This window comes from Streptomyces radiopugnans (assembly GCF_900110735.1).
Lineage (GTDB): Bacteria > Actinomycetota > Actinomycetes > Streptomycetales > Streptomycetaceae > Streptomyces > Streptomyces radiopugnans.
This window is the reverse complement of sequence record NZ_FOET01000001.1, coordinates 124,599-141,788: the sequence shown is the minus strand read 5'-3', so window position 1 is coordinate 141,788 and position 17,190 is coordinate 124,599. Positions and strand designations below refer to the sequence as shown.

The window sequence follows — 17,190 nt, the reverse complement described above, 5'->3', positions numbered from 1 at the left end:
TCCCATATGAGCCAATCCTCCTTCCCCGCCAACTTCCTGTTCGGCTCGGCCACCTCCGCCTACCAGATCGAGGGCGCGGCCGACGAGGACGGCCGCACACCGTCCATCTGGGACACCTTCTGCCGCACCCCCGGCAAGGTGCTCGGGGGCGACACCGGCGACGTCGCCGTGGACCACTACCACCGCTGGCGCGACGACGTACAGCTCATGGCGGACCTCAACCTCAACGCCTACCGCTTCTCCATCTCCTGGTCCCGCGTCCAGCCCACCGGCCGCGGCCCCGCCGTCCAGCGCGGCCTGGACTTCTACCGCTCGCTGGTCGACGAGCTGCTGGCCAAGGGCATCACCCCCTGGATCACGCTCTACCACTGGGACCTGCCGCAGGAGCTGGAGGACGCCGGCGGCTGGCCGGAGCGCGCCACCGCCGAGCGGTTCGCGGAGTACGCCTCCCTGGTCGCCGGCGCGCTCGGCGACCGCGTGGAGCGCTGGACCACCCTCAACGAGCCCTGGTGCTCGGCCTACCTCGGCTACGGCTCGGGCGTCCACGCCCCCGGCCGCACCGACCACGCCGACGTGCTGCGCGCCGCCCACCACCTCAACCTCGCCCACGGGCTGGGCACCCAGGCCCTCCGCGCCGCCCTCCCCGGCCGCGCGCAGATCGGCGTCAGCATCAACCCGGCCGCCGTCCGGGCCCTCACCGACGACCCGGACGACCTGGACGCCAGGCGGCGCATCGACGCCCTGGCCAACCGGATCTTCGACGGCCCGATGCTGCGGGGGGTGTACGACGAGGACCTGATCCAGGACACCTCGCGCCTGACGGACTGGAGCTTCGTCAAGGACGGCGACCTGGCGGACATCCACCAGCCGCTGGACGCGCTGGGCATCAACTACTACACCCCCACCCTGGTCTCGGCCTCCGCCGACCGGAAGCTGCCGCGCCGGGACGGGCACGGCGGCGGCGAGCAGTCCCCCTGGCCGGCCGCGGAGGACATCGCCTTCCACCAGACCCCGGGCGAGACCACGGACATGGGCTGGACGATCGACCCGACCGGTCTGCACGACCTGCTCATGCGCTACCACCGCGAGACCGGCGGCATCCCGCTCTACATCACCGAGAACGGCATGGCCTGCGACGACAAGCCGTCCCCCGACGGCACCGTCCACGACCCCGACCGCATCGCCTACCTCCACAGCCACCTGGGCACCGTCCAGCGGGCGATCGCCGACGGCGCCGACGTGCGCGGCTACTTCCTGTGGTCCCTGCTGGACAACTTCGAGTGGGCGTACGGCTACAGCAAGCGCTTCGGCACGGTGTACGTGGATTTCGAGTCCCTGGCCCGCATCCCCAAGTCCAGCGCCCGGTGGTACGCCGAGGTCGCCCGGACCGGCGAACTGCCCGCACTCCCGGCGCTGGACGCCCTGGGGGAGCCGGTGGGAGACCCGGTGGCCGACTGAGGCACCCGGTGGCCGGGCGGTCTGACCGGAGGGCCTGACCGGGGCAGACCGGTCCGAGGGGACCGGGCGGGGCGCAGCGGGTGTGGGGGTGGAGACCGCTGCGCCCCGCCTGTCGTGGGGGGTGGCTGGTTCATGCGGGCCGGGGCCCCGCCCGCCGGTGAAGGCCGGTGGGGACCGGGCCGGGAGTCAGCGAGGAGACGGCGCGGCGCCCTGCCGCGCCCCCTCCGCCGTGGCGGAAGGGTGCGCGGTCGCAGCGGCGGACGGTGTGGGACCCGGCTCCGCCGTCGCCGTACCGGCCAGGACCAGCCCGCCGGCCGCCACGATCGCCGCCACGGCCGCGTCGGCGATCGGCTGCCGCCGCCCGCCCGGGCGGCGCCACTGTGCGGCGATGCTCCTCATTGCGCTCCTGCCTCGATCCGTGGGGAACGTGGACAGGGAGCACGCTAGCGGGAGCGATTCCGGCGAAACGCCCGTTCCGGACAGGTGTCCGGGAACTTATGGCTCCCTTAAGGCCGGTCTACGGAACGGCTGAGGAACCGCCACCTTCGGCGCACGCCCCGTCGCACCCTGTGTCCGCGCCGGCGGCTCACTCCGTGGGCGTGCCCCCCGTCCGAGGACAGCAGGAACCTTACCTCCGTCCCGCCGAGCACCGATCGTCCGATCCGCACGTCGCCGCCGGTGGACTCCGCCACCCGCCGCACGATGTCCAGGCCCAGGCCCGTCGAACCGGGACCGCCGTCGCCGTGGCCGCGCCGCAGCGCCGCGTCCGGGTCGTCGATGCCGGGCCCCGCGTCGGAGACCAGCACGATCACCGAGTCGCCGGCGGCCGCGCGGTGGACGTCCACGGCGAAGGCGGTGCCCTCCGGGGTGTGGCGGAAGACGTTGCCGAGCAGCGCGTCGAGGGCGGCGGCGAGGTCGGCGCGGGCCACGGGGACGCGCACCGGCTCCCCGACCCCGGCCAGCTCCGCCTCGCGGCCCTCGTCCTCGGCGAGCGCGGACCAGAAGTCCATCCGCTCCCGGATCACCTCGGAGGCGTCGCAGAAGGCGCCGCCGCCCGGCGCGTCCGACGGCTGGGTCCGCTGCTCGCGCGCTGTGCGGATGATGTGGTCCACCTCCCGCTCCAGCTGCGCGACGGCCGCGCGCGTCTGCTCGGCGGCGTCGCCGTCGCCGAGCGAGGCGGTGTTGAGGCGGAGCACGGTCAGGGGGGTGCGCAGCCGGTGGGAGAGGTCGGCGGCCAGCTCCCTCTCGTTGGCGAGCAACTGGGCGACCTGGTCCGCCATGGAGTTGAACGCCGCCGCGGCCAGGCGCAGTTCGGCGGGCCCCTCCACCGGGACCCGCACCGCCAGCCGCCCCGTGCCCAGCTCCCTGGCGGCCCCGGCCAGCCGCTCGGCGGCGCCCACCATGCGGGTGCCGAGCCGGTCGGCGATGACGACGGACGCCACGACGAGCGCGAGGCCGGTACCGGCCAGGACGAGCCAGGCGGTGGCGACACCGCCCGTGACCTCGTCCTCGGGCACGAACACCTCGACGACGGCCGACCGTTCGGTGACGACCGGCTGGAGCAGCACGAAGCCGCCCTCGACGGGCACGACGGTGGCCCCCTCCAGCGGGGCGATGGACCGCAACCTCCCCTCGTCCACCCGGCGTTCACCGATATCGGCGCTCCCGTCCTCCCGGCCCGGGGGCGCGTACACGGCGATCCGCCCGGCGGCCTGCGCCGGCATGCTGGCCAGCCCGCGCTGGAGCGGGCCCCGGTCGCCCCCGGTGGCGGCGAGCAGGTGGGTGACGGAGGCGGCCAGCCGCTCGGCGCCGGTGAAGGCCCGGTCGCGGGCCATCTCCTTGACCACCAGGGCCAGAGGCACGGCGAAGGCCACCACGACCATCGCGGTCACGGCGATGCACACCTTGACCAGCGCCCGTCTCATGGGCCCCTCCCCCTCTCCTCTCCCGCGACCGCCCCGTTCCCCCGCGGCTCCACGACCCCGCGGCTCCACGGCCCCGCGGCCCCGGCCGGGCTCACCCCCGCGAGGACTCCCGCGGGGGCTCCAGTTTGACGCCCACACCTCGCAGTGTGTGCAGATAGCGGGGGTTGGCCGCGGTCTCGCCCAACTTCCTGCGGAGCCAGGAGAGATGGACGTCGATGGTCTGGTCGTCGCCGTAGCTCTGCTGCCAGACCTCCGCCAGCAGCTCCCTGCGCGGTACGACGACCCCGGGGCGCTGCGCGAGGAAGGCCAGCAGGTCGAACTCCCGGCGGGTCAGGTCCAGCGGGCGTCCGTCGAGTTCGGCCTGCCGCCGCAGCGGGTCGATGACCAGTCCCCCGGCCCGTATCGCCCGGTCCGCCTCCGCACCCGCCGCGGCGCCCGTGCCGGCGCGGCGCAGCACGGCGGCCATCCGGGCGGACAGGTGCTCCACGGAGAACGGTTTGACCAGGTAGTCGTCGGCACCGTCGTTGAGCAGCCGGACGATCTCCGCCTCGTCGTCCCGCGCGGTGGCGATGATCACGGGCACCTGGGTGATCCCGCGCAGCATCTTCAGCGCCTCGGCCCCGTCGAGGTCGGGCAGCCCGAGGTCGAGTATCACCACGTCGAACCCGAAGTGCGCGACCTCCCGCAGCGCCTCCAGGGCCGTCCCGACGCTGCGCACGGTGTGGGAGGCCTCCGTCAGGTGCCTGATCAGGGCGGAGCGTACGAACTGGTCGTCCTCGACGACGAGTACACGTGCCATGGGCGGCACGTTACGGCATACGCGGACACGTCAAGGAGGCACCGGACGGAGCGGCACGGCCGCGAGCGCGCGGCGAAAGCGGCTAGGGTGCGCGGGATGCGACGAGGACTGGTTCACGCGGGCGCGTGGGTGCTGGCCACCGGGTCGGCGGTGACCCTGTCCTGGTTCGGCGTGCACACCGTGGTGTCGGGCACCGCGTACGACCTGCCGCGGGCGCTGCCGATCACCTCGGGCACACCGGCGCCGTCCGCCTCGCGCCCCGAGCCGGAGACCGCCTCCACCCGGCGGCCCAGGCCCTCCTCGACCGCCCGCTCCCCCGGGGCGTCCAGGCCCTCCGTCTCGCGCGGCTCCGGCGGGGTCCGCCGGGACGCCGGGCCGGGCGGGGGCGCCACGCGCGCCGGCGGCGGGTCCGGGAACGTGGAGAGCCGCGAGGTGCGCGGGGGCCGGGTCGCCTTCGACCTGGGCCGGGACTCGGCGGGCCTGGTCTCCGCCACCCCCAATCCCGGCTGGGAGATGCGGGTCTGGCAGGAGAGCGGGTGGATACGGGTCACCTTCAGCCGGGGCGAGGAGTCGTCGTCGGTCTTCTGCGTCTGGCACGGCTCCCGGCCGCAGGTGACGGTCGACGAGCACGGGGGCTGACCGCCCGGGGGGCCGGGGCGGCGGGACTCCGCACGGCGTGCCGCCCGGGCCGCATCAGGTCCCCGCGGGCGGATTCCGGCCGGCGTAGTAGGCGCGCAGGGCGGCCTCGGCGCCCGAGCCCATGGCCGTCATGATCCGCTGGAAGCGGGCCGATCGCACATCGCCCGCGACCAGGACGCGGGGGTGCTGGCGCTCCGGCGGGCAGTAGCCCGCCGCGTCGCGGACGAGGTCGCCGGCCGGGGCGGCGGGGGCGCTGCCGATGTTGGCGACGACCGCGTCCGCGCGGACCACGGCCCGCCCGCCGTCGCGGCCGGTCGTCCCGGCCGTGACCGCCGCCTCCCCGGCGGTCCGCAGGACCAGGTGCCCGACGGGCAGGAGTGTGACGCGGGGGTCGTCGCGGATCTCCTCCACCTTGTAGTCGTCGCCCGGCGGGTGGGCCACCAGCAGACGGGTGCCGGTGTCCGGGTGGGCGCGCAGGAAGGTGCCCAGCGGGCGGTCGCCGCCGAGGACGAGCAGGGTGCGGCCCTCGGCCCGCCCGGGTTCCACCTCCCACAGCGGGGGCGGGGCGAGGCCGGCCGGGGCGGTGATCCAGGGCGCGTCCGCGGGCCGGAGCGGCCCGACTCCGGTGGCCAGGACCGCGTACGGGGCCGTCAGACGGCCGCCGGAGTCCAGGGTGACGGTCACCCGGTCGTCGCCGGCGCTGATCCGGGTGACACGGCGGCCGAGTTCGAGGCGGCACGGCCCGGTCCGCTCCAGGTCCGCCGTGACGGCGCCGGCCAGCTCCGGGCCGCTCGTGAAACCGCCCAGGACGTTGTCCAGCGCCGGGATGCGGGCCAGGGTGCGGCACAGGGCGTCCGGTTCGACCAGCACCGAGCGCATCCCCACGCCCGCGGCCGTCCGGGCGGCGGCGCAGCCCGCCGGGCCTCCGCCGATGACGACCAGGTCGGTGTCGCCGGTGCGGGTCGGTGTGGTGGTCATGGGGACATTCCAGCACCGGAGCCCCGTGTGGCGCGGGGGTTCGCCGCGCGGGGCCGGATCCGGGCGCGGGTTCCGTGCCGGATCCGGGGGCCGGATCCGGGGGCCGGATCCGGGGGCCGGATCCGGGGGCCGGGTTCGGGGGCCGGGTTCGGGGGCCGGGTTCGGGGGCCGGGTTCGGGGGCCGGGTTTCAGCGTCGGTGGAAGACCCGCGCGGGCGGCCGCGGGGAGGGGGTGGCGGTGGCGTCCGTGACGGGGGCGGCGCCTCCGGTGAAGTCGGCCAGCGCACGGCCGTGTTCGACCCGGCCCGGGTGCGGGTCGCCCGCCGCGCGCCGGGTGAGCTCCGCGACGGGCAGCGCCCGGTCGGAGGCGGCCAGGACGGCGTTGCCGAAGCGCCGCCCGCGCAGTACGGCGGGGTCGGCGATCAGGCACAGTTCGGGGAAGACCGCGGCGGCGGTGGCGACCTGCGCGCGCAGGTGGGCCAGCGGCGGCCCGTCGGCGAGGTTGGCGGCGTAGAGTCCGCCGGGGCGCAGCACACGGCGGACCTCGGCGAGGAACTCGCCGCTGGTCAGGTGGGCGGGGGTGCGGGCACCGCCGAAGACGTCCGCGACGATCAGGTCGGCCCCGCCCTCGGGGAGCCTGGCGAGCCCGGCGCGGGCGTCGCCGCCGCGCACCCTTATCCGCCAGGCGCCCTCCAGCGGCAGCTCGCGGCGGACCAGGGCGGTCAGCGCGGCGTCCGCCTCGAAGACCTGCTGGGTGGAGCGCGGCCGGGTGGCGGCGGTGTAGCGGGCGAGGGTGAGCCCGCCGCCGCCGAGGTGCACCGCCCGCAGCGGCTGCCCGGGCGGCGCGGCCAGGTCGATCAGATGGCCGATCCTGCGCTGGTACTCGAACTCCAGGTACGCCGGGTCGTCGAGGTCCACATGGGACTGCGGTGCGCCGTCGAGCAGCAGCGTCCAGGCGCGCGGCCGGTCCGGGTCCGGCAGGAGCTGGGCCAGTCCGCCGTCGACCGGCTCGCTCACCGGCTCCCTGGTCCGCCTGCCGCCCTCGCGCCGCCGCCCGTTCCTCGCCACACGGTCCAGTATCACCCGTGCGGCCCACCCGCGCCCCGTGGGACCGCGCCCGCTCCCTCAGGCGCCGCCCTCTGCGGCGGCGATCGTGCGGGCCGCCTCGCTCAGCGCGGCGCGCAGCCGCGCGGGCTCGGTGGTGCCCGTCTGCGCGCTCTCCGGGGGCACCAGCCATCCGGTGCCGGCCGGCGGCAGGTCGGCGGGGCGGCCGGAGCGGCGGTGGGCCGGGGCGCAGACGCTGCCCGGCAGGTCCCAGCCCTCCGCGGTGCCGGGCGGCACCAGGAAGCCGAGGGTGCCGCCCGCGCCGTCGTGCAGCACCGGGCCCACGCTCTCGCGCAGGCGCAGGATGTCGACGGCCTCCAGGCCGTGCCGCGCGGGCACGGTCACCAGTTCGCAGGGCGCGTCCGGCACTCCGGCGGACGGCGGGCCGCCGCCGGTCTCGCAGCCGGTGTCCAGCACGGGGGAACCTCCTCCTGGGTCGTCCTCCACGTTCGCTACACGAGGCTCAACGAACCGGTCTGTCAACCGCTACGGCGCAATGCCGCCGCAAAGGATGGCAGTTCATGGCAGATCACGTGTTGGATATCCCGTTTGTCGGCAAAACATCTCGTATCTTCCGTGAGGCAGCCGATACGGTCCCGGCCATGGCGTCGTCACCGTCACCCTCAGCGCCGGCGGGTCCGGGCCGCCAGCCCAATCTGGCCTTCCGGCGGTTGCGCGGGCGGCTCTCGCCCGGGGAGTTCGCGGCGGCCGTCCGCCGGGCGGCCCGGGAGATAGGCGAGAACGTCTCCTGCGACGCCCGGTACGTCGGGCGGGTGGAGGCCGGGGAGATCCGCTGCCCCAACTACGCCTACGAGCGCGTGTTCCTGCACATGTACCCGGGGTACTCGCTCACCGACCTGGGCTTCGAGCCCCGTCAGGCGGTTCGCGGGCGCACCGCGCGCGGACGGGGGGCGTACGACGCCGCCGGCACGCCCGAAGACGCCCGTATGCGCCCCGGCTCCACCCGCTCGGAGCCGCCCTGCCCGACCCGCGATCCGGTCCACAGCCCGGACGATCGCCCGACCGACGAGGAGAGCGACGTGCTGCGTCGCGCGTTCATGACCGGCGGCCCGGCCGCCGTGGCGGCGGTGTGCCTGGAGTCCCCGGAGTCCCTGGCGCACCCGGCCGCCGTCTCGGTCCCGGCCGCCGCCCGGAGCGGCCGGCCCGGCGGGGCCGAGGCCGCGGCCGTCGAGGAGACGGTGCGCGACATCCGGCTGTTCGACGACCGGTACGGCGCCGACGGCCTCTACCGCCGGGCCGGCGGCGCGCTGCGGGCCGCGTACGACCTGCTGGACGCGGGCGCCCGGCGGCAGCCGACCACCGACCGGCTGCACTCCGGGACCGGTGAACTGGCCCTCTCCGTGGGCTGGCTGGCCCATGACTCGGGCCGTCTCTCCGAGGCCCGCCCGCACTACGCCGAGGCCCTGGCCATCGCCCGGGTGGCCGGGGACCCCGCCCTGGAGGCGCACGCCTTCTGCAACACCTCCTTCCTCGCCCGCGACGCCGGGCGCCCCCGGGAGGCGGTACGGGCCGCGCAGGCCGGGCAGCACATCGCCCGCCACCTGGGCTCGGCGCGGCTGCTGTCGCTGCTGGCGGCGCGCGAGGCGGGCGGCTGGGCCCTCCTCGCCGACCGCACGGCCTGCGAGGAGTCGATCGGCCGGGCGCGGACGATGTTCGAACGCGGCGCCTGCGACGCCGACCCGGAGTGGATGACCTTCTACGGCGAGGCCGAACTGAACGGGCTGGAGGCGCAGTGCTGGGCCGCGCTGGGCGACTGGGGACGCGCGGCACGCCGCGCACGCCGTGCGGTGGCCCTCCAGGACACGCACTTCGCCCGCAACACCGCCCTGTTCACCGCCGAACTGGCGGACGACCTCGCCGGCGGAGGCGAGGTGGAGGAGGCCGCCGGGTCCGCGGGCCGGGTGCTGGACCTGCTCGGGCAGGTGCGCTCCTCCCGCGTCAGCGGGATGCTCGACGGCACCGCCCGGCGGCTGCGCCACCACCGGGGCGTCCCGGCCGTCGCGGACTTCCTGGACCGCCTGGCCGAGCGGAGAGTGCGGACGGGACCGGCCGGGCGGACGGGGCGGACCGAGCCGGTCGAGGGCGCCCGGCCGGCCTGACGGCGACCCGATCGGGCCCGCCTCACCTCCCCGGCAGGTCCAGGTGGCCCCGGTCGTTCCAGCTCTCGACGGCCGGCTCCCCGTACGCCCAGCCCAGCACCGACAGCGCTCCCGCGTCCAGGCGCAGCCGCGCGGCGAAGGACGGGTCCAGGCCCAGCCAGCGCGCGCCCAGCACCCTGAGCAGATGGCCGTGCGCGAAGACGAGCACGTCCCGCTCCGCCGACCGCGCCCAGGCGACCACCTCGTCGGCGCGGGCGGCGACCTGCTCCAGGCGCTCGCCGTCCACCACGCCGTCGCGCCAGATGAGCCAGTCCTGGCCCGCCCGCTCCTTGATGCCCGCCGGGGTCAGCCCCTCGTACGCGCCGTAGTCCCACTCCAGCAGCGCGTCCCAGTCGGCGGCCCGGTCCCCGAAACCCGCCAGGTCGCAGGTCTCCCTGGCCCTCGACAGCGGGCTGGTGCGGACCTCGGCGTCCGGCAGCCCGTCCCAGGGTGCGCCGCGCAGCCGCTCCCCCAGCGCCTCCGCCATGCCGCGTCCCTCCTCCAGCAGGGGGACGTCGGTGCGGCCGGTGTGCCGCCCGGACCGGGACCATGCGGTCTGGCCGTGCCGGACCGCGAGGATGCGCGCTGCCATTCCATGCCTTTCGAAAGGGGCTCCCGGCGCCGCCGCCGGGCTCACGGCCATCATCGCGCGCCAGGTCCGCGCGCCGCTCGACCCCCTGCCGCTCCCCTCGTGTCGTCCTCCCCTCCCCTCCCCGCATCCGTACCGCACGGCCGTCCGGACCGCGCGGGTCGTGCGGGTCGTGCGGGTCGTGCGGTACGGCCGGCCACGGGAATCGGGGGGGCCTTCGCGACCGCCCGCGCACGGCTTCGGCGGTGGGCCGAACCGCCGCCGGCCGCCGTGGTCAACGGCGCGTACGCCGCCGGGCGGCGGTCCGCGCCACCGGTTCGGCGCGACCTCAACTCCACCTGTGTCACAGGCGGATGTCACACTTCCGCGGGTGAGCCACAACTCCGACAGCCAACCGACGACAGCCCTGCGCCGGCGGCTCGCCGAGCTGCGCGGCGCCGACGTCGCGCCCCGGCCGATGGACGCGCGGGCGCTCGCCGCGCTGGCCGCCAACCCGGGCTGCCGCCGCCGGGCGCTGCTGGACGGCGCCGGGGTGGACAAGGGCGCGCTGGCGGAGGCGCTGGGCTCCCCCGCGCCCTTCGGGCAGTCGCAGTTCGCGTTCGTCCGCGGCCACTCCTTCGAGGCGCGGGTGAAGGGGGACGGCGGCGCCGAACTGATGCGCCTGGTCCACGCGCGCACCGCCGCGGCGGACAGCCCGGCCCCCGAACCGGGCGGGGTGTCCGTGCCCGACCTGTCGGCGCCCGGCCCCGCCGGGCGCGCGGAGCGCACCCGGCAGGCGCTGGAGCGGGCGACGGCCGACGGCGGCTGGACGCTGCTGGACCACCCGATGGTGCGGCTGGAGGTGGCCGGATCCCCCGTCCACCTGGAGCCCGACGCGGTGGCGGTCCACCCGGACGGGCGCTGGACGGTGGTGGAGATCAAGTCCTTCCCGATCCTGGACGGTTCGGCCGATCCGGCCAAGGTCGGCGCCGCGGCCCGGCAGGCGGCCGTCTACGCGCTGGCGCTGAAGGCGCTCGGCGGCCGGGTGGACGAGCGTGCGCTGCTGGTCTGCCCGAAGGACTTCTCCAACCTGCCCACCGCCGAGGCGGTCGACCTGCGCAGGCAGATCGCCACCACCCGGCGGCAGCTCGCCCGGCTGACGCGGCTGGAGGAGATCGCCGCCGCGCTGCCCGAGGGCGCCACCTTCGACCCGGCGCGCCCGCCCGCCGAACTGGCCGGTTCCGTCGAGTCGGTTCCGGCCGCCTACGCGCCGCAGTGCCTGTCCACCTGCGAACTGGCCTTCCACTGCCGCGACCGGGCCCGGTGCGGGGGCGCGGTGGAGGTGCTGGGCCGCGAGGTCCGCGGGGAGCTGGGCGGACTGGCCACGGTCGGAGCGGTCCTGGCGGCCGCCCGCGACGAGGCGCGCGATACCGCGGACGGCCCCCCGGAAGAGGCCGCCGTGAACCCGGCCGCCGCCGCGCTGCGCCGCGCGGCCCGGCTGCGGGCCGAGGCCCTCGCGGCCGCGGGGAGGTCCTGATGTCGCTGGTGACCACCCTGGCCCGGATCGAGGCCGCCGCCACGGGCCGGGCACAGCCCGTGGCGACGGTCCGTCACCGGCACCTGGCCGAGCGGCCCCTGGTCCTGGTGCCGCTGACCACCGCCGGCGAGGCCGGCGCCCCGCTGGGCGCGATGGTGGGGACGGACCGGGACGCGCCGCGTCTGCTGGTCGTGCCCCAGCCGCGCGACCGCACGCTGCGCTTCGCCTTCCTCGCCGAACTGGCCGACGCCGTACTGCCCCATCTGGAGTCCGCGCAGGACGAGGTGGAGCTCGTGGAGCGCTCCGAGACCGACCCGGAGACGGGGAGGAAGGCGAAGGTCGAGGTCGAGCTGTGCGCGGACGCGCCGCAGCTCGTCGTGCCCAGCGCCGCGGGCGTCGACCACGTACGGCTGCTGGGCCGGTCCATGCGCTTCCGCCGCACCGCCGAGGAGGACCCGGAGGCCGCCCACCCCGCCCCGCCCCGGCTGCCGCTGCTGGGGCGGTGGCTGACGCACTACGGGGAGCGGGCCCGGGTGCCGGGCTCCTCGCTGCTGCTGGCCGTCACCGAAGTGCTGGGCCGCCACTGGGCCACGGGCCAGAGCCGTCTGGAGGACCAGCACCTGGGTGCCCTGCTGGCCTGGATCACCGCCGGGGACGGCGAGTCGGGCGCGGAGGCCGCCCTCCGCGCCGAGCTGGCCCGCGACCGCGACGGACTGCTGCTGACCCCGCCCGCAGGCCCGGCCACCGATCCGGCCTTCGACAACCGCAGGCTGGCTCCGGCCGTCGCGCGGTACGACGCGGGGCTGCCCGGTGCCGAGGCGGAGATCCGCGAACTGGTCGCGTCCCAGCTGCGGCCCACCTGGGACGCGGTGTGGCAGGGCCTGGACCTGCTGCGCGCGCTGCCGCCGGGCGCGCACGTCGCGGACCGCTGGAAGCGGGACCGCTGGTCCTACACCGCCCACCGCGACCGGGTGCGCGCCGGAGAGCCGCCGCAGCCCAGGCGCGACGACGCGGTGACGGCGGCCCGCAAGCTCGCCGCCCGGGAGACGGCCCAGGCGGAGCTGGCCGCCCAGGAGGCGCTGGACGACCCGCTGGTGATGGCGGAGCGGCGGATGGCCGGGGAGGCGTTCGAGGGCGAGGTGATCGAGGTGGAGATGGCGTACTCGTCGGGGAAGCGCCCGATGCCGCGCCCGCTGGTCACCGTCCGCACCGCCGACCGGCCGCACCTGGAGGGGGGCGAGCGGCTGCACCGGGCCCTGGAGAGCGGGAAGCCGCAGCCGGGGACGTTCGCCGGATCCCCCGCGCCGGGGCTGCTGACGGTACGGCTGACCGGCGGCATGGGCCGCGGCAGGGAGCCCGAGGCCGGCTCGGTGCCGGAGAAGGGCGAGACGGTGTGCTGGACGCTGTTCGAGCACGCGCCGCGCGGCGGGCCGGACCTGCCGGACCCGGAGGAGACGCCGTGGACGCACGGCGGCCCGCCCGACCCCGACGCCCTGGACGCGCCCGACCCCGTGACACCGGAGGACCTGCTGTGAGCGGCACCCCGGCCGGCGCCCCCGCCGGCACCGCGTCCCTCGACGGAACCGAAGCCCGAGCCGGAACAGAAGCCCGAGCCGGAACAGAAGCCCGATCCGGAGCCGGGTCCGGGACCGGTGCCGCGCCCGACCCGGGTGCGGCCGCCGCCGCGGCGACCGGCGCGATCCTGCGCGACGTCCTCTCGGGCGCCCACCGCGGTGTGGTCGTGGACTCGCCGCCCGGCGCCGGCAAGACCACGCTGGTGGTGAGCGCCGCCCGGGAGCTGGCCGCCGCGGGCCGCCCGCTGATGATCGTCGCCCAGACCAACGCCCAGGTCGACGACCTCGTGGACCGGCTGGCGACCGCCGAACCGGAACTGCCGGTGGGCCGGCTGCACAGCAGCGAGGCGCAGCCTTACTCCCCGGTGCTGGACCGCCACCCGTCGGTGGTGAAGTCGTCGAAGGCCGCGGATCTGGCCGGGCTGGACGTGGTGGTCTCCACCGCCGCCAAGTGGGCCCACGTCAGGGGCGCCGGGCCGTGGGAGCAGGCCATCGTGGACGAGGCGTACCAGATGCGCTCCGACGCGCTGCTGTCGGTGGCCGGGCTCTTCGAGCGGGCGCTGTTCGTGGGCGATCCCGGCCAGCTCGACCCGTTCAGCCAGGTCGGCGCCGAGCAGTGGGCGGGGCTGTCGTACGACCCGTCGGCCAGCGCCGTGGCCACGCTGCTGGCGCACAACCCGGGCCTTCCCGTGCACCGGCTGCCGGTCTCCTGGCGGCTGCCCGCCTCGGCCGCGCCGCTGGTGTCGAGGGCTTTCTACCCCTACACCCCGTTCCGCAGCGGCACCGGGCCGGGCGAGCGGCGCCTGGAGTTCACGGTGCCCTCCGACGGCTCCCGCGTGGACCGGGTGCTGGACGAGGCGGCCGGTTCCGGATGGGGGCTGCTGGAGCTGCCCGCCCGCCACACCCCGCGTACCGACCCGGAGGCGGTCGCGGCCGTGGCGGCGGTGGTACGGCGGCTGCTGGAGCGAGGCGGCGAGGCGTTCGGCGAGCGCTCCGGGGAGCCCTCCCCGGTGACGGCGGAGAGGATCGCGGTGGGCACCGCCCACCGCGACCAGGCGGCGGCCGTCCGCGCGGCGCTGGCCTCCCTGGGTGTGACGGATGTCGCGGTGGACACCGCCAACCGGCTCCAGGGCCGGGAGTTCGACGTGACGGTGGTGCTCCATCCGCTCTCGGGCCGCCCGGACGCCACGGCCTTCCACCTGGAGACGGGGCGGCTGTGCGTGCTGGCCTCGCGCCACCGGCACGCCTGTGTGGTGGTGTGCCGGGCGGGCGTCCCCGAGCTGCTGGACGAGTACCCCTCCGCCGAGCCGGTCCAGCTCGGCGTCACGGTCAAGTTCCCGGACGGCTGGGAGGCCAACCACGCGGTCCTGGCCCATCTGGCGGAGCACACCGTGCCCTGGTGAGCGCCCCGCACGGGGCGGCCGGGAGGGGCCGGTCGCTCGGACCCGCGCCGGGCGGGCACGAGGGTGGACAATGGAACGCTGCCCACGACCGACGGAGGTATCTCCATGCCCGAGCCGAACCCGGCTCCGGAACGGCGCGGCGGTGAGCCGCGCCATCGGCGCCCCGCACCGCTGCTCTTCGAGCCGCCGGACGCCGCCGCGGACCCCGAGCACTTCTTCGACCTGGAGTCCATCGAGGATCCGCGCGAGCTGCTGGGCCGCGCCACCGAACTGGCGCTGGCCTTCCGCGCGGCGGCGGACCGGGCCATGGAGTTCCAGGCCGTGGCGGCGGCGCAGCTCGCCGACCCCAGGCGCTTCGACCGGCTGCCGGACGAGGCGATCGCCGAGCGGGCCGAGTGGACGGCCGACTACGCCCGCAAGATGATCGAGTTCGGCCGCGAGCTGATGCGGGACCGCACCCCGGAGTGACGGCGCGGGGGTGACGCGCGGGGTGGCGGGCGCGGGACGGCCGGGGTGCGGTGAACCACGGAGGTGGTGACGGCAGCGGCCACGGCTACGCCCGGGGCATATGCGGGTGCGGAAGATACCCGACGCCGCCGCGCCGCGTCCCGTTTTCGCGGATTTCCAGGGACGGTACACAGGTTGCCGGTAGATGTTGGGGGCATGAGTGATCCCGCCGCCTATGTGACCCCTGCCGGAGCCGAGTGGCTCGCCTCCTCGAGCGCCTTCCCGCGCAGCGTCCACGCCCTGTGGGCGGTGCGCCCCGGCGCCCCGAGCACCCTGCCCTGCGGCACCGCCTTCGACGTGGTCAGCGTCGGCACGCTGTTCGGCCGCCGGATGCTGGACCGGCTGTGGACCTCCGGGCCGGGCACCGGCCCGGTGGCGCTCCACGCGGGCCGGATGCTCCTGTTCGCCGAGCCCGGCACCGCCCAGCGGCTGCCGGCCCTGCTGCGCTGGCGGGAGTGGCGGGGCTCGTCCGCCCCGGCGGGTGCCGGCGGGACCGGGACCGACGGCCGCACGGACGGCGCGGACGGTACGGACGGCGCCGCGGAAACGATCCCCCCGCTCCTGTGCTACGGCCTCGGCGACGCCGTGACCATCCCTCCGCCGGTGCCCGGCGAGGGCTGCCCGCCCACCACCCGCTGGCTGGTCGCCCCGGACGTCCGCAAGCCCTGGCTGCCGGGCGCCGAGGCGCTGCTGTGGGCCTGCGTGCGGGCCGTCCGCGAGGGCGGCCGGGGGCTCGCCGGCGGCCGTGATCAACCGATTTCCGCTCCCTCGGACCAGGGTGCTAAGGTTTACCACGTCAACAGGCGCCGCTAGCTCAGTTGGTTAGAGCAGCTGACTCTTAATCAGCGGGTCCGGGGTTCGAGTCCCTGGCGGCGTACAGACAACCGGAAGGCCTCCGCGGAAGCGGGGGCCTTCCGGCGTTGCACTCGCGTACCGGCCTCCGGCCCCGGGGTCCCGCCGTCCGGGCCGCCAGGGCGAGGGCCAGGGCCCCGGGCCCGGACGGCGGGATCCCGGGGCCCGCTCACACCGCCCCGGGGCCGGGGCCCGGCACTCCGCGCACGGTGACCTCCACCCGCCAGCCCCGCTCGGTGCGGTCCACGACCTCCACACGCACCGTGCCCGTGTCCACGTCCACGTCCACGGCCTCCCCCGGGCCCAGCGGCGCGTCGGCCAGCGGTGGGTACACCGAGACGCGGTCGCACGCCCCGGTGCCGGGGTGGCCGTCGACCACCTTGACGGGCCCCTGCGCCGAGGGGACGTCGCTGCGCACCCGGTAGACCAGTACGCCGCTGGTGCAGGAGGTGACGTCGTTGCCGCGGGGCTCCCTCGCCTCGACCGCCAGCACCTCGCCGCGCCCCGTGCGGACCGCGATCAGCCGGGTGTCGGAACCGCCCGGCCCGCCGCCGCCCGGCGCGCTGACCGCCCGCAGGGTGTGCCGGCTGGTGCCGGCCTCGGCCCGGCAGTCGACCCGGCCGCCGTCCAGCCAGCCCAGCTTCCACTTGTGCCAGCCGAAGGGATCCGGGGAGAGCCCGAACTGGCTGCCCATGATGTCCCAGTCGCCGACGTGGGTGTCCCAGTCGCCGTCGCCGTCCTCGGGCTGGTGGTAGAGGTCGGGCAGGTCGAAGACGTGCAGGGTCTCGTGGGCGAGGACGTTGCGGTCCGGCGGGTTCTTCTCGAAGACCGTCACGACCCGGTGCAGCTCGACGCCGTCCGCGGTGATCGGCTCCTCGAGGTTGACGACCTTGGTGGCGTCGGAGTTCACGCCCGGCGCGTCGGGGTCGGCGACGAGGTAGACGATGTCGTAGTCGCCGAAGTCCACGTGCGGGTCGGCCGCGGCGACGGCGTCGTGGAGGTAGGCGCCGCGCAGGTCCGGCTCCCAGTCGCGCTGTATCCCGTACGCCCGCGAGTCGGCGGCCATCTCGAACCAGCGGGGGGTCACGCGCGGGCGCAGCTCGAACGCTCCGTAGGAGGCGCGCTCGAAGAAGTCCGAGGTGTCGGGGAAGTAGTCGGCGGCCAGAGCGCGGGGCGAGGTGGCGGGCCGGACCTCGGGGAAGGACAGGAAGACCATCAGCGCGTCGAGCTCTCCCAGGGGCCGGGGGTAGGCCGGGTTCCAGGTGTCCAGGCCCTCGGAGTGGTGGAGTGCGGTGCGTTCCAGGGCGCAGGAGTCGGCGCCGGCCGCGACGGCGACCGGTCCGGTGACCAGGCTGGTGCCGACCAGTGCGGAGAACGCCGTGAGCACCGCCCCGGTCCTGCGGGACCGGGGGCCCGGCCAGGAGCCGCCCGGCCGGAACACGGGCTCGTTCCGCCCCCCTCCGGTCCACTCGGCCCTGCGCGTAAGCCGCACATCGTCCTCCCGCGGTGGTGTCGGGGCACGGTGCCCCCGGGGAGGGGCACGGCACCCACTGTGTGCCTTCCTGTGCCCGCGTGCCCCGTTCCGCTAAGCCGTACGAGTGAGACCCCACAGGATCACCGTACGTAACAATCGGTCATCATCGGTCGCCTGCGGGAAGTTGCCGCGCAGGAACGATCAGCCGCTCGAA

Annotated in this window: 16 protein-coding genes and 1 tRNA gene; 9 read left to right on the top strand and 8 right to left on the bottom strand. The window is 76.3% G+C overall.

The annotated features are described in order from the left end of the window. The first annotated feature begins 6 nt into the window (after window positions 1–6). Window positions 7–1,458, top strand: a complete 1,452-nt coding sequence (locus tag BMY40_RS00625; RefSeq protein ID WP_093654229.1) for a GH1 family beta-glucosidase — start codon at window positions 7–9, stop codon at window positions 1,456–1,458. Between the two features lie 186 nt (window positions 1,459–1,644). On the opposite strand, the gene BMY40_RS00620 is transcribed toward BMY40_RS00625, so the two are convergent. The 3 genes from BMY40_RS00620 to BMY40_RS00610 all read right to left on the bottom strand — a co-directional run bounded on the left by BMY40_RS00620 (window position 1,645) and on the right by BMY40_RS00610 (window position 4,182). After that, window positions 1,645–1,857, bottom strand: a complete 213-nt coding sequence (locus BMY40_RS00620) for a hypothetical protein (protein WP_093654227.1) — start codon at window positions 1,855–1,857, stop codon at window positions 1,645–1,647. A gap of 107 nt (window positions 1,858–1,964) precedes the next feature. Then, window positions 1,965–3,383, bottom strand: coding sequence for a HAMP domain-containing sensor histidine kinase (locus BMY40_RS00615; RefSeq protein ID WP_093654225.1), 1,419 nt, complete (start codon window positions 3,381–3,383; stop codon window positions 1,965–1,967). Between the two features lie 91 nt (window positions 3,384–3,474). Continuing rightward, on the bottom strand, window positions 3,475–4,182 hold the full coding sequence (locus BMY40_RS00610) for a response regulator transcription factor (RefSeq protein WP_177213818.1): 708 nt from the start codon (window positions 4,180–4,182) through the stop codon (window positions 3,475–3,477). 96 nt (window positions 4,183–4,278) lie between these two features. On the opposite strand from BMY40_RS00610, the gene BMY40_RS00605 reads away from it, so the two are divergent. Continuing rightward, on the top strand, window positions 4,279–4,821 hold the full coding sequence (locus BMY40_RS00605) for a hypothetical protein (RefSeq protein WP_093654221.1): 543 nt from the start codon (window positions 4,279–4,281) through the stop codon (window positions 4,819–4,821). Between the two features lie 54 nt (window positions 4,822–4,875). Here BMY40_RS00605 and BMY40_RS00600 read toward each other — a convergent pair whose 3' ends face one another. From BMY40_RS00600 to BMY40_RS00590, 3 genes are all read right to left on the bottom strand, one after another. Continuing rightward, window positions 4,876–5,799 carry an FAD-dependent oxidoreductase gene (locus tag BMY40_RS00600; RefSeq protein WP_093654219.1) on the bottom strand — a complete coding sequence of 308 codons (924 nt, stop codon included), beginning with the start codon at window positions 5,797–5,799 and terminating at the stop codon, window positions 4,876–4,878. A 188-nt stretch (window positions 5,800–5,987) separates the two neighbouring features. Continuing rightward, entirely contained in the window at window positions 5,988–6,866 is an 879-nt protein-coding gene (locus BMY40_RS00595) for a spermidine synthase (protein ID WP_093655622.1), read from the bottom strand. 57 nt (window positions 6,867–6,923) lie between these two features. After that, entirely contained in the window at window positions 6,924–7,319 is a 396-nt protein-coding gene (locus BMY40_RS00590) for a hypothetical protein (protein WP_425443047.1), read from the bottom strand. Between the two features lie 185 nt (window positions 7,320–7,504). Here BMY40_RS00590 and BMY40_RS00585 point away from each other — a divergent pair, with 185 nt between their 5' ends. Next, complete coding sequence (locus BMY40_RS00585) at window positions 7,505–9,022, top strand: NsdA family TPR-like regulatory protein (protein ID WP_245769766.1); 1,518 nt, start codon at window positions 7,505–7,507, stop codon at window positions 9,020–9,022. A 22-nt stretch (window positions 9,023–9,044) separates the two neighbouring features. Here the strand turns inward: BMY40_RS00585 and BMY40_RS00580 are convergent, their stop codons facing one another. Continuing rightward, the gene (locus BMY40_RS00580; protein ID WP_093654217.1) at window positions 9,045–9,653 is read right to left on the bottom strand and encodes a histidine phosphatase family protein; all 609 of its coding nucleotides are present in this window, start codon (window positions 9,651–9,653) and stop codon (window positions 9,045–9,047) included. A gap of 337 nt (window positions 9,654–9,990) precedes the next feature. On the opposite strand from BMY40_RS00580, the gene BMY40_RS00575 reads away from it, so the two are divergent. From BMY40_RS00575 to BMY40_RS00550, 6 genes are all read left to right on the top strand, one after another. Continuing rightward, entirely contained in the window at window positions 9,991–11,166 is a 1,176-nt protein-coding gene (locus BMY40_RS00575) for a hypothetical protein (protein ID WP_425443046.1), read from the top strand. Next, on the top strand, window positions 11,166–12,701 hold the full coding sequence (locus BMY40_RS00570) for a hypothetical protein (protein ID WP_093654213.1): 1,536 nt from the start codon (window positions 11,166–11,168) through the stop codon (window positions 12,699–12,701). The genes BMY40_RS00575 and BMY40_RS00570 overlap by 1 nt, the downstream gene beginning before the upstream one ends. A gap of 164 nt (window positions 12,702–12,865) precedes the next feature. Continuing rightward, window positions 12,866–14,143, top strand: coding sequence for an AAA domain-containing protein (locus BMY40_RS00565; RefSeq protein ID WP_093655618.1), 1,278 nt, complete (start codon window positions 12,866–12,868; stop codon window positions 14,141–14,143). A 105-nt stretch (window positions 14,144–14,248) separates the two neighbouring features. Then, entirely contained in the window at window positions 14,249–14,611 is a 363-nt protein-coding gene (locus tag BMY40_RS00560; protein ID WP_093654211.1) for a hypothetical protein, read from the top strand. Window positions 14,612–14,806: 195 nt separating this feature from the next. Continuing rightward, window positions 14,807–15,463, top strand: coding sequence for a hypothetical protein (locus BMY40_RS00555; protein ID WP_093654209.1), 657 nt, complete (start codon window positions 14,807–14,809; stop codon window positions 15,461–15,463). Then, window positions 15,454–15,527, top strand: a tRNA-Lys gene (locus tag BMY40_RS00550). Before BMY40_RS00555 ends, BMY40_RS00550 begins: the two co-directional genes overlap by 10 nt. 144 nt (window positions 15,528–15,671) lie before the next feature. Here the strand turns inward: BMY40_RS00550 and BMY40_RS00545 are convergent. Continuing rightward, complete coding sequence (locus BMY40_RS00545) at window positions 15,672–16,889, bottom strand: M6 family metalloprotease domain-containing protein (RefSeq protein WP_425443045.1); 1,218 nt, start codon at window positions 16,887–16,889, stop codon at window positions 15,672–15,674. Between the last annotated feature and the right edge of the window lie 301 nt (window positions 16,890–17,190).

What these genes read in the sequence shown, in the direction of transcription:
- BMY40_RS00625 (WP_093654229.1), top strand. Translation starts at nt 7, where the DNA reads ATGAGCCAATCCTCCTTCCCCGCCAACTTCCTGTTCGGCTCGGCCACC.
- BMY40_RS00620 (WP_093654227.1), bottom strand. Translation starts at nt 1,857, where the DNA reads ATGAGGAGCATCGCCGCACAGTGGCGCCGCCCGGGCGGGCGGCGGCAG.
- BMY40_RS00615 (WP_093654225.1), bottom strand. Translation starts at nt 3,383, where the DNA reads ATGAGACGGGCGCTGGTCAAGGTGTGCATCGCCGTGACCGCGATGGTC.
- BMY40_RS00610 (WP_177213818.1), bottom strand. Translation starts at nt 4,182, where the DNA reads ATGGCACGTGTACTCGTCGTCGAGGACGACCAGTTCGTACGCTCCGCC.
- BMY40_RS00605 (WP_093654221.1), top strand. Translation starts at nt 4,279, where the DNA reads ATGCGACGAGGACTGGTTCACGCGGGCGCGTGGGTGCTGGCCACCGGG.
- BMY40_RS00600 (WP_093654219.1), bottom strand. Translation starts at nt 5,799, where the DNA reads ATGACCACCACACCGACCCGCACCGGCGACACCGACCTGGTCGTCATC.
- BMY40_RS00585 (WP_245769766.1), top strand. Translation starts at nt 7,505, where the DNA reads ATGGCGTCGTCACCGTCACCCTCAGCGCCGGCGGGTCCGGGCCGCCAG.
- BMY40_RS00580 (WP_093654217.1), bottom strand. Translation starts at nt 9,653, where the DNA reads ATGGCAGCGCGCATCCTCGCGGTCCGGCACGGCCAGACCGCATGGTCC.
- BMY40_RS00570 (WP_093654213.1), top strand. Translation starts at nt 11,166, where the DNA reads ATGTCGCTGGTGACCACCCTGGCCCGGATCGAGGCCGCCGCCACGGGC.
- BMY40_RS00560 (WP_093654211.1), top strand. Translation starts at nt 14,249, where the DNA reads ATGCCCGAGCCGAACCCGGCTCCGGAACGGCGCGGCGGTGAGCCGCGC.
- BMY40_RS00555 (WP_093654209.1), top strand. Translation starts at nt 14,807, where the DNA reads ATGAGTGATCCCGCCGCCTATGTGACCCCTGCCGGAGCCGAGTGGCTC.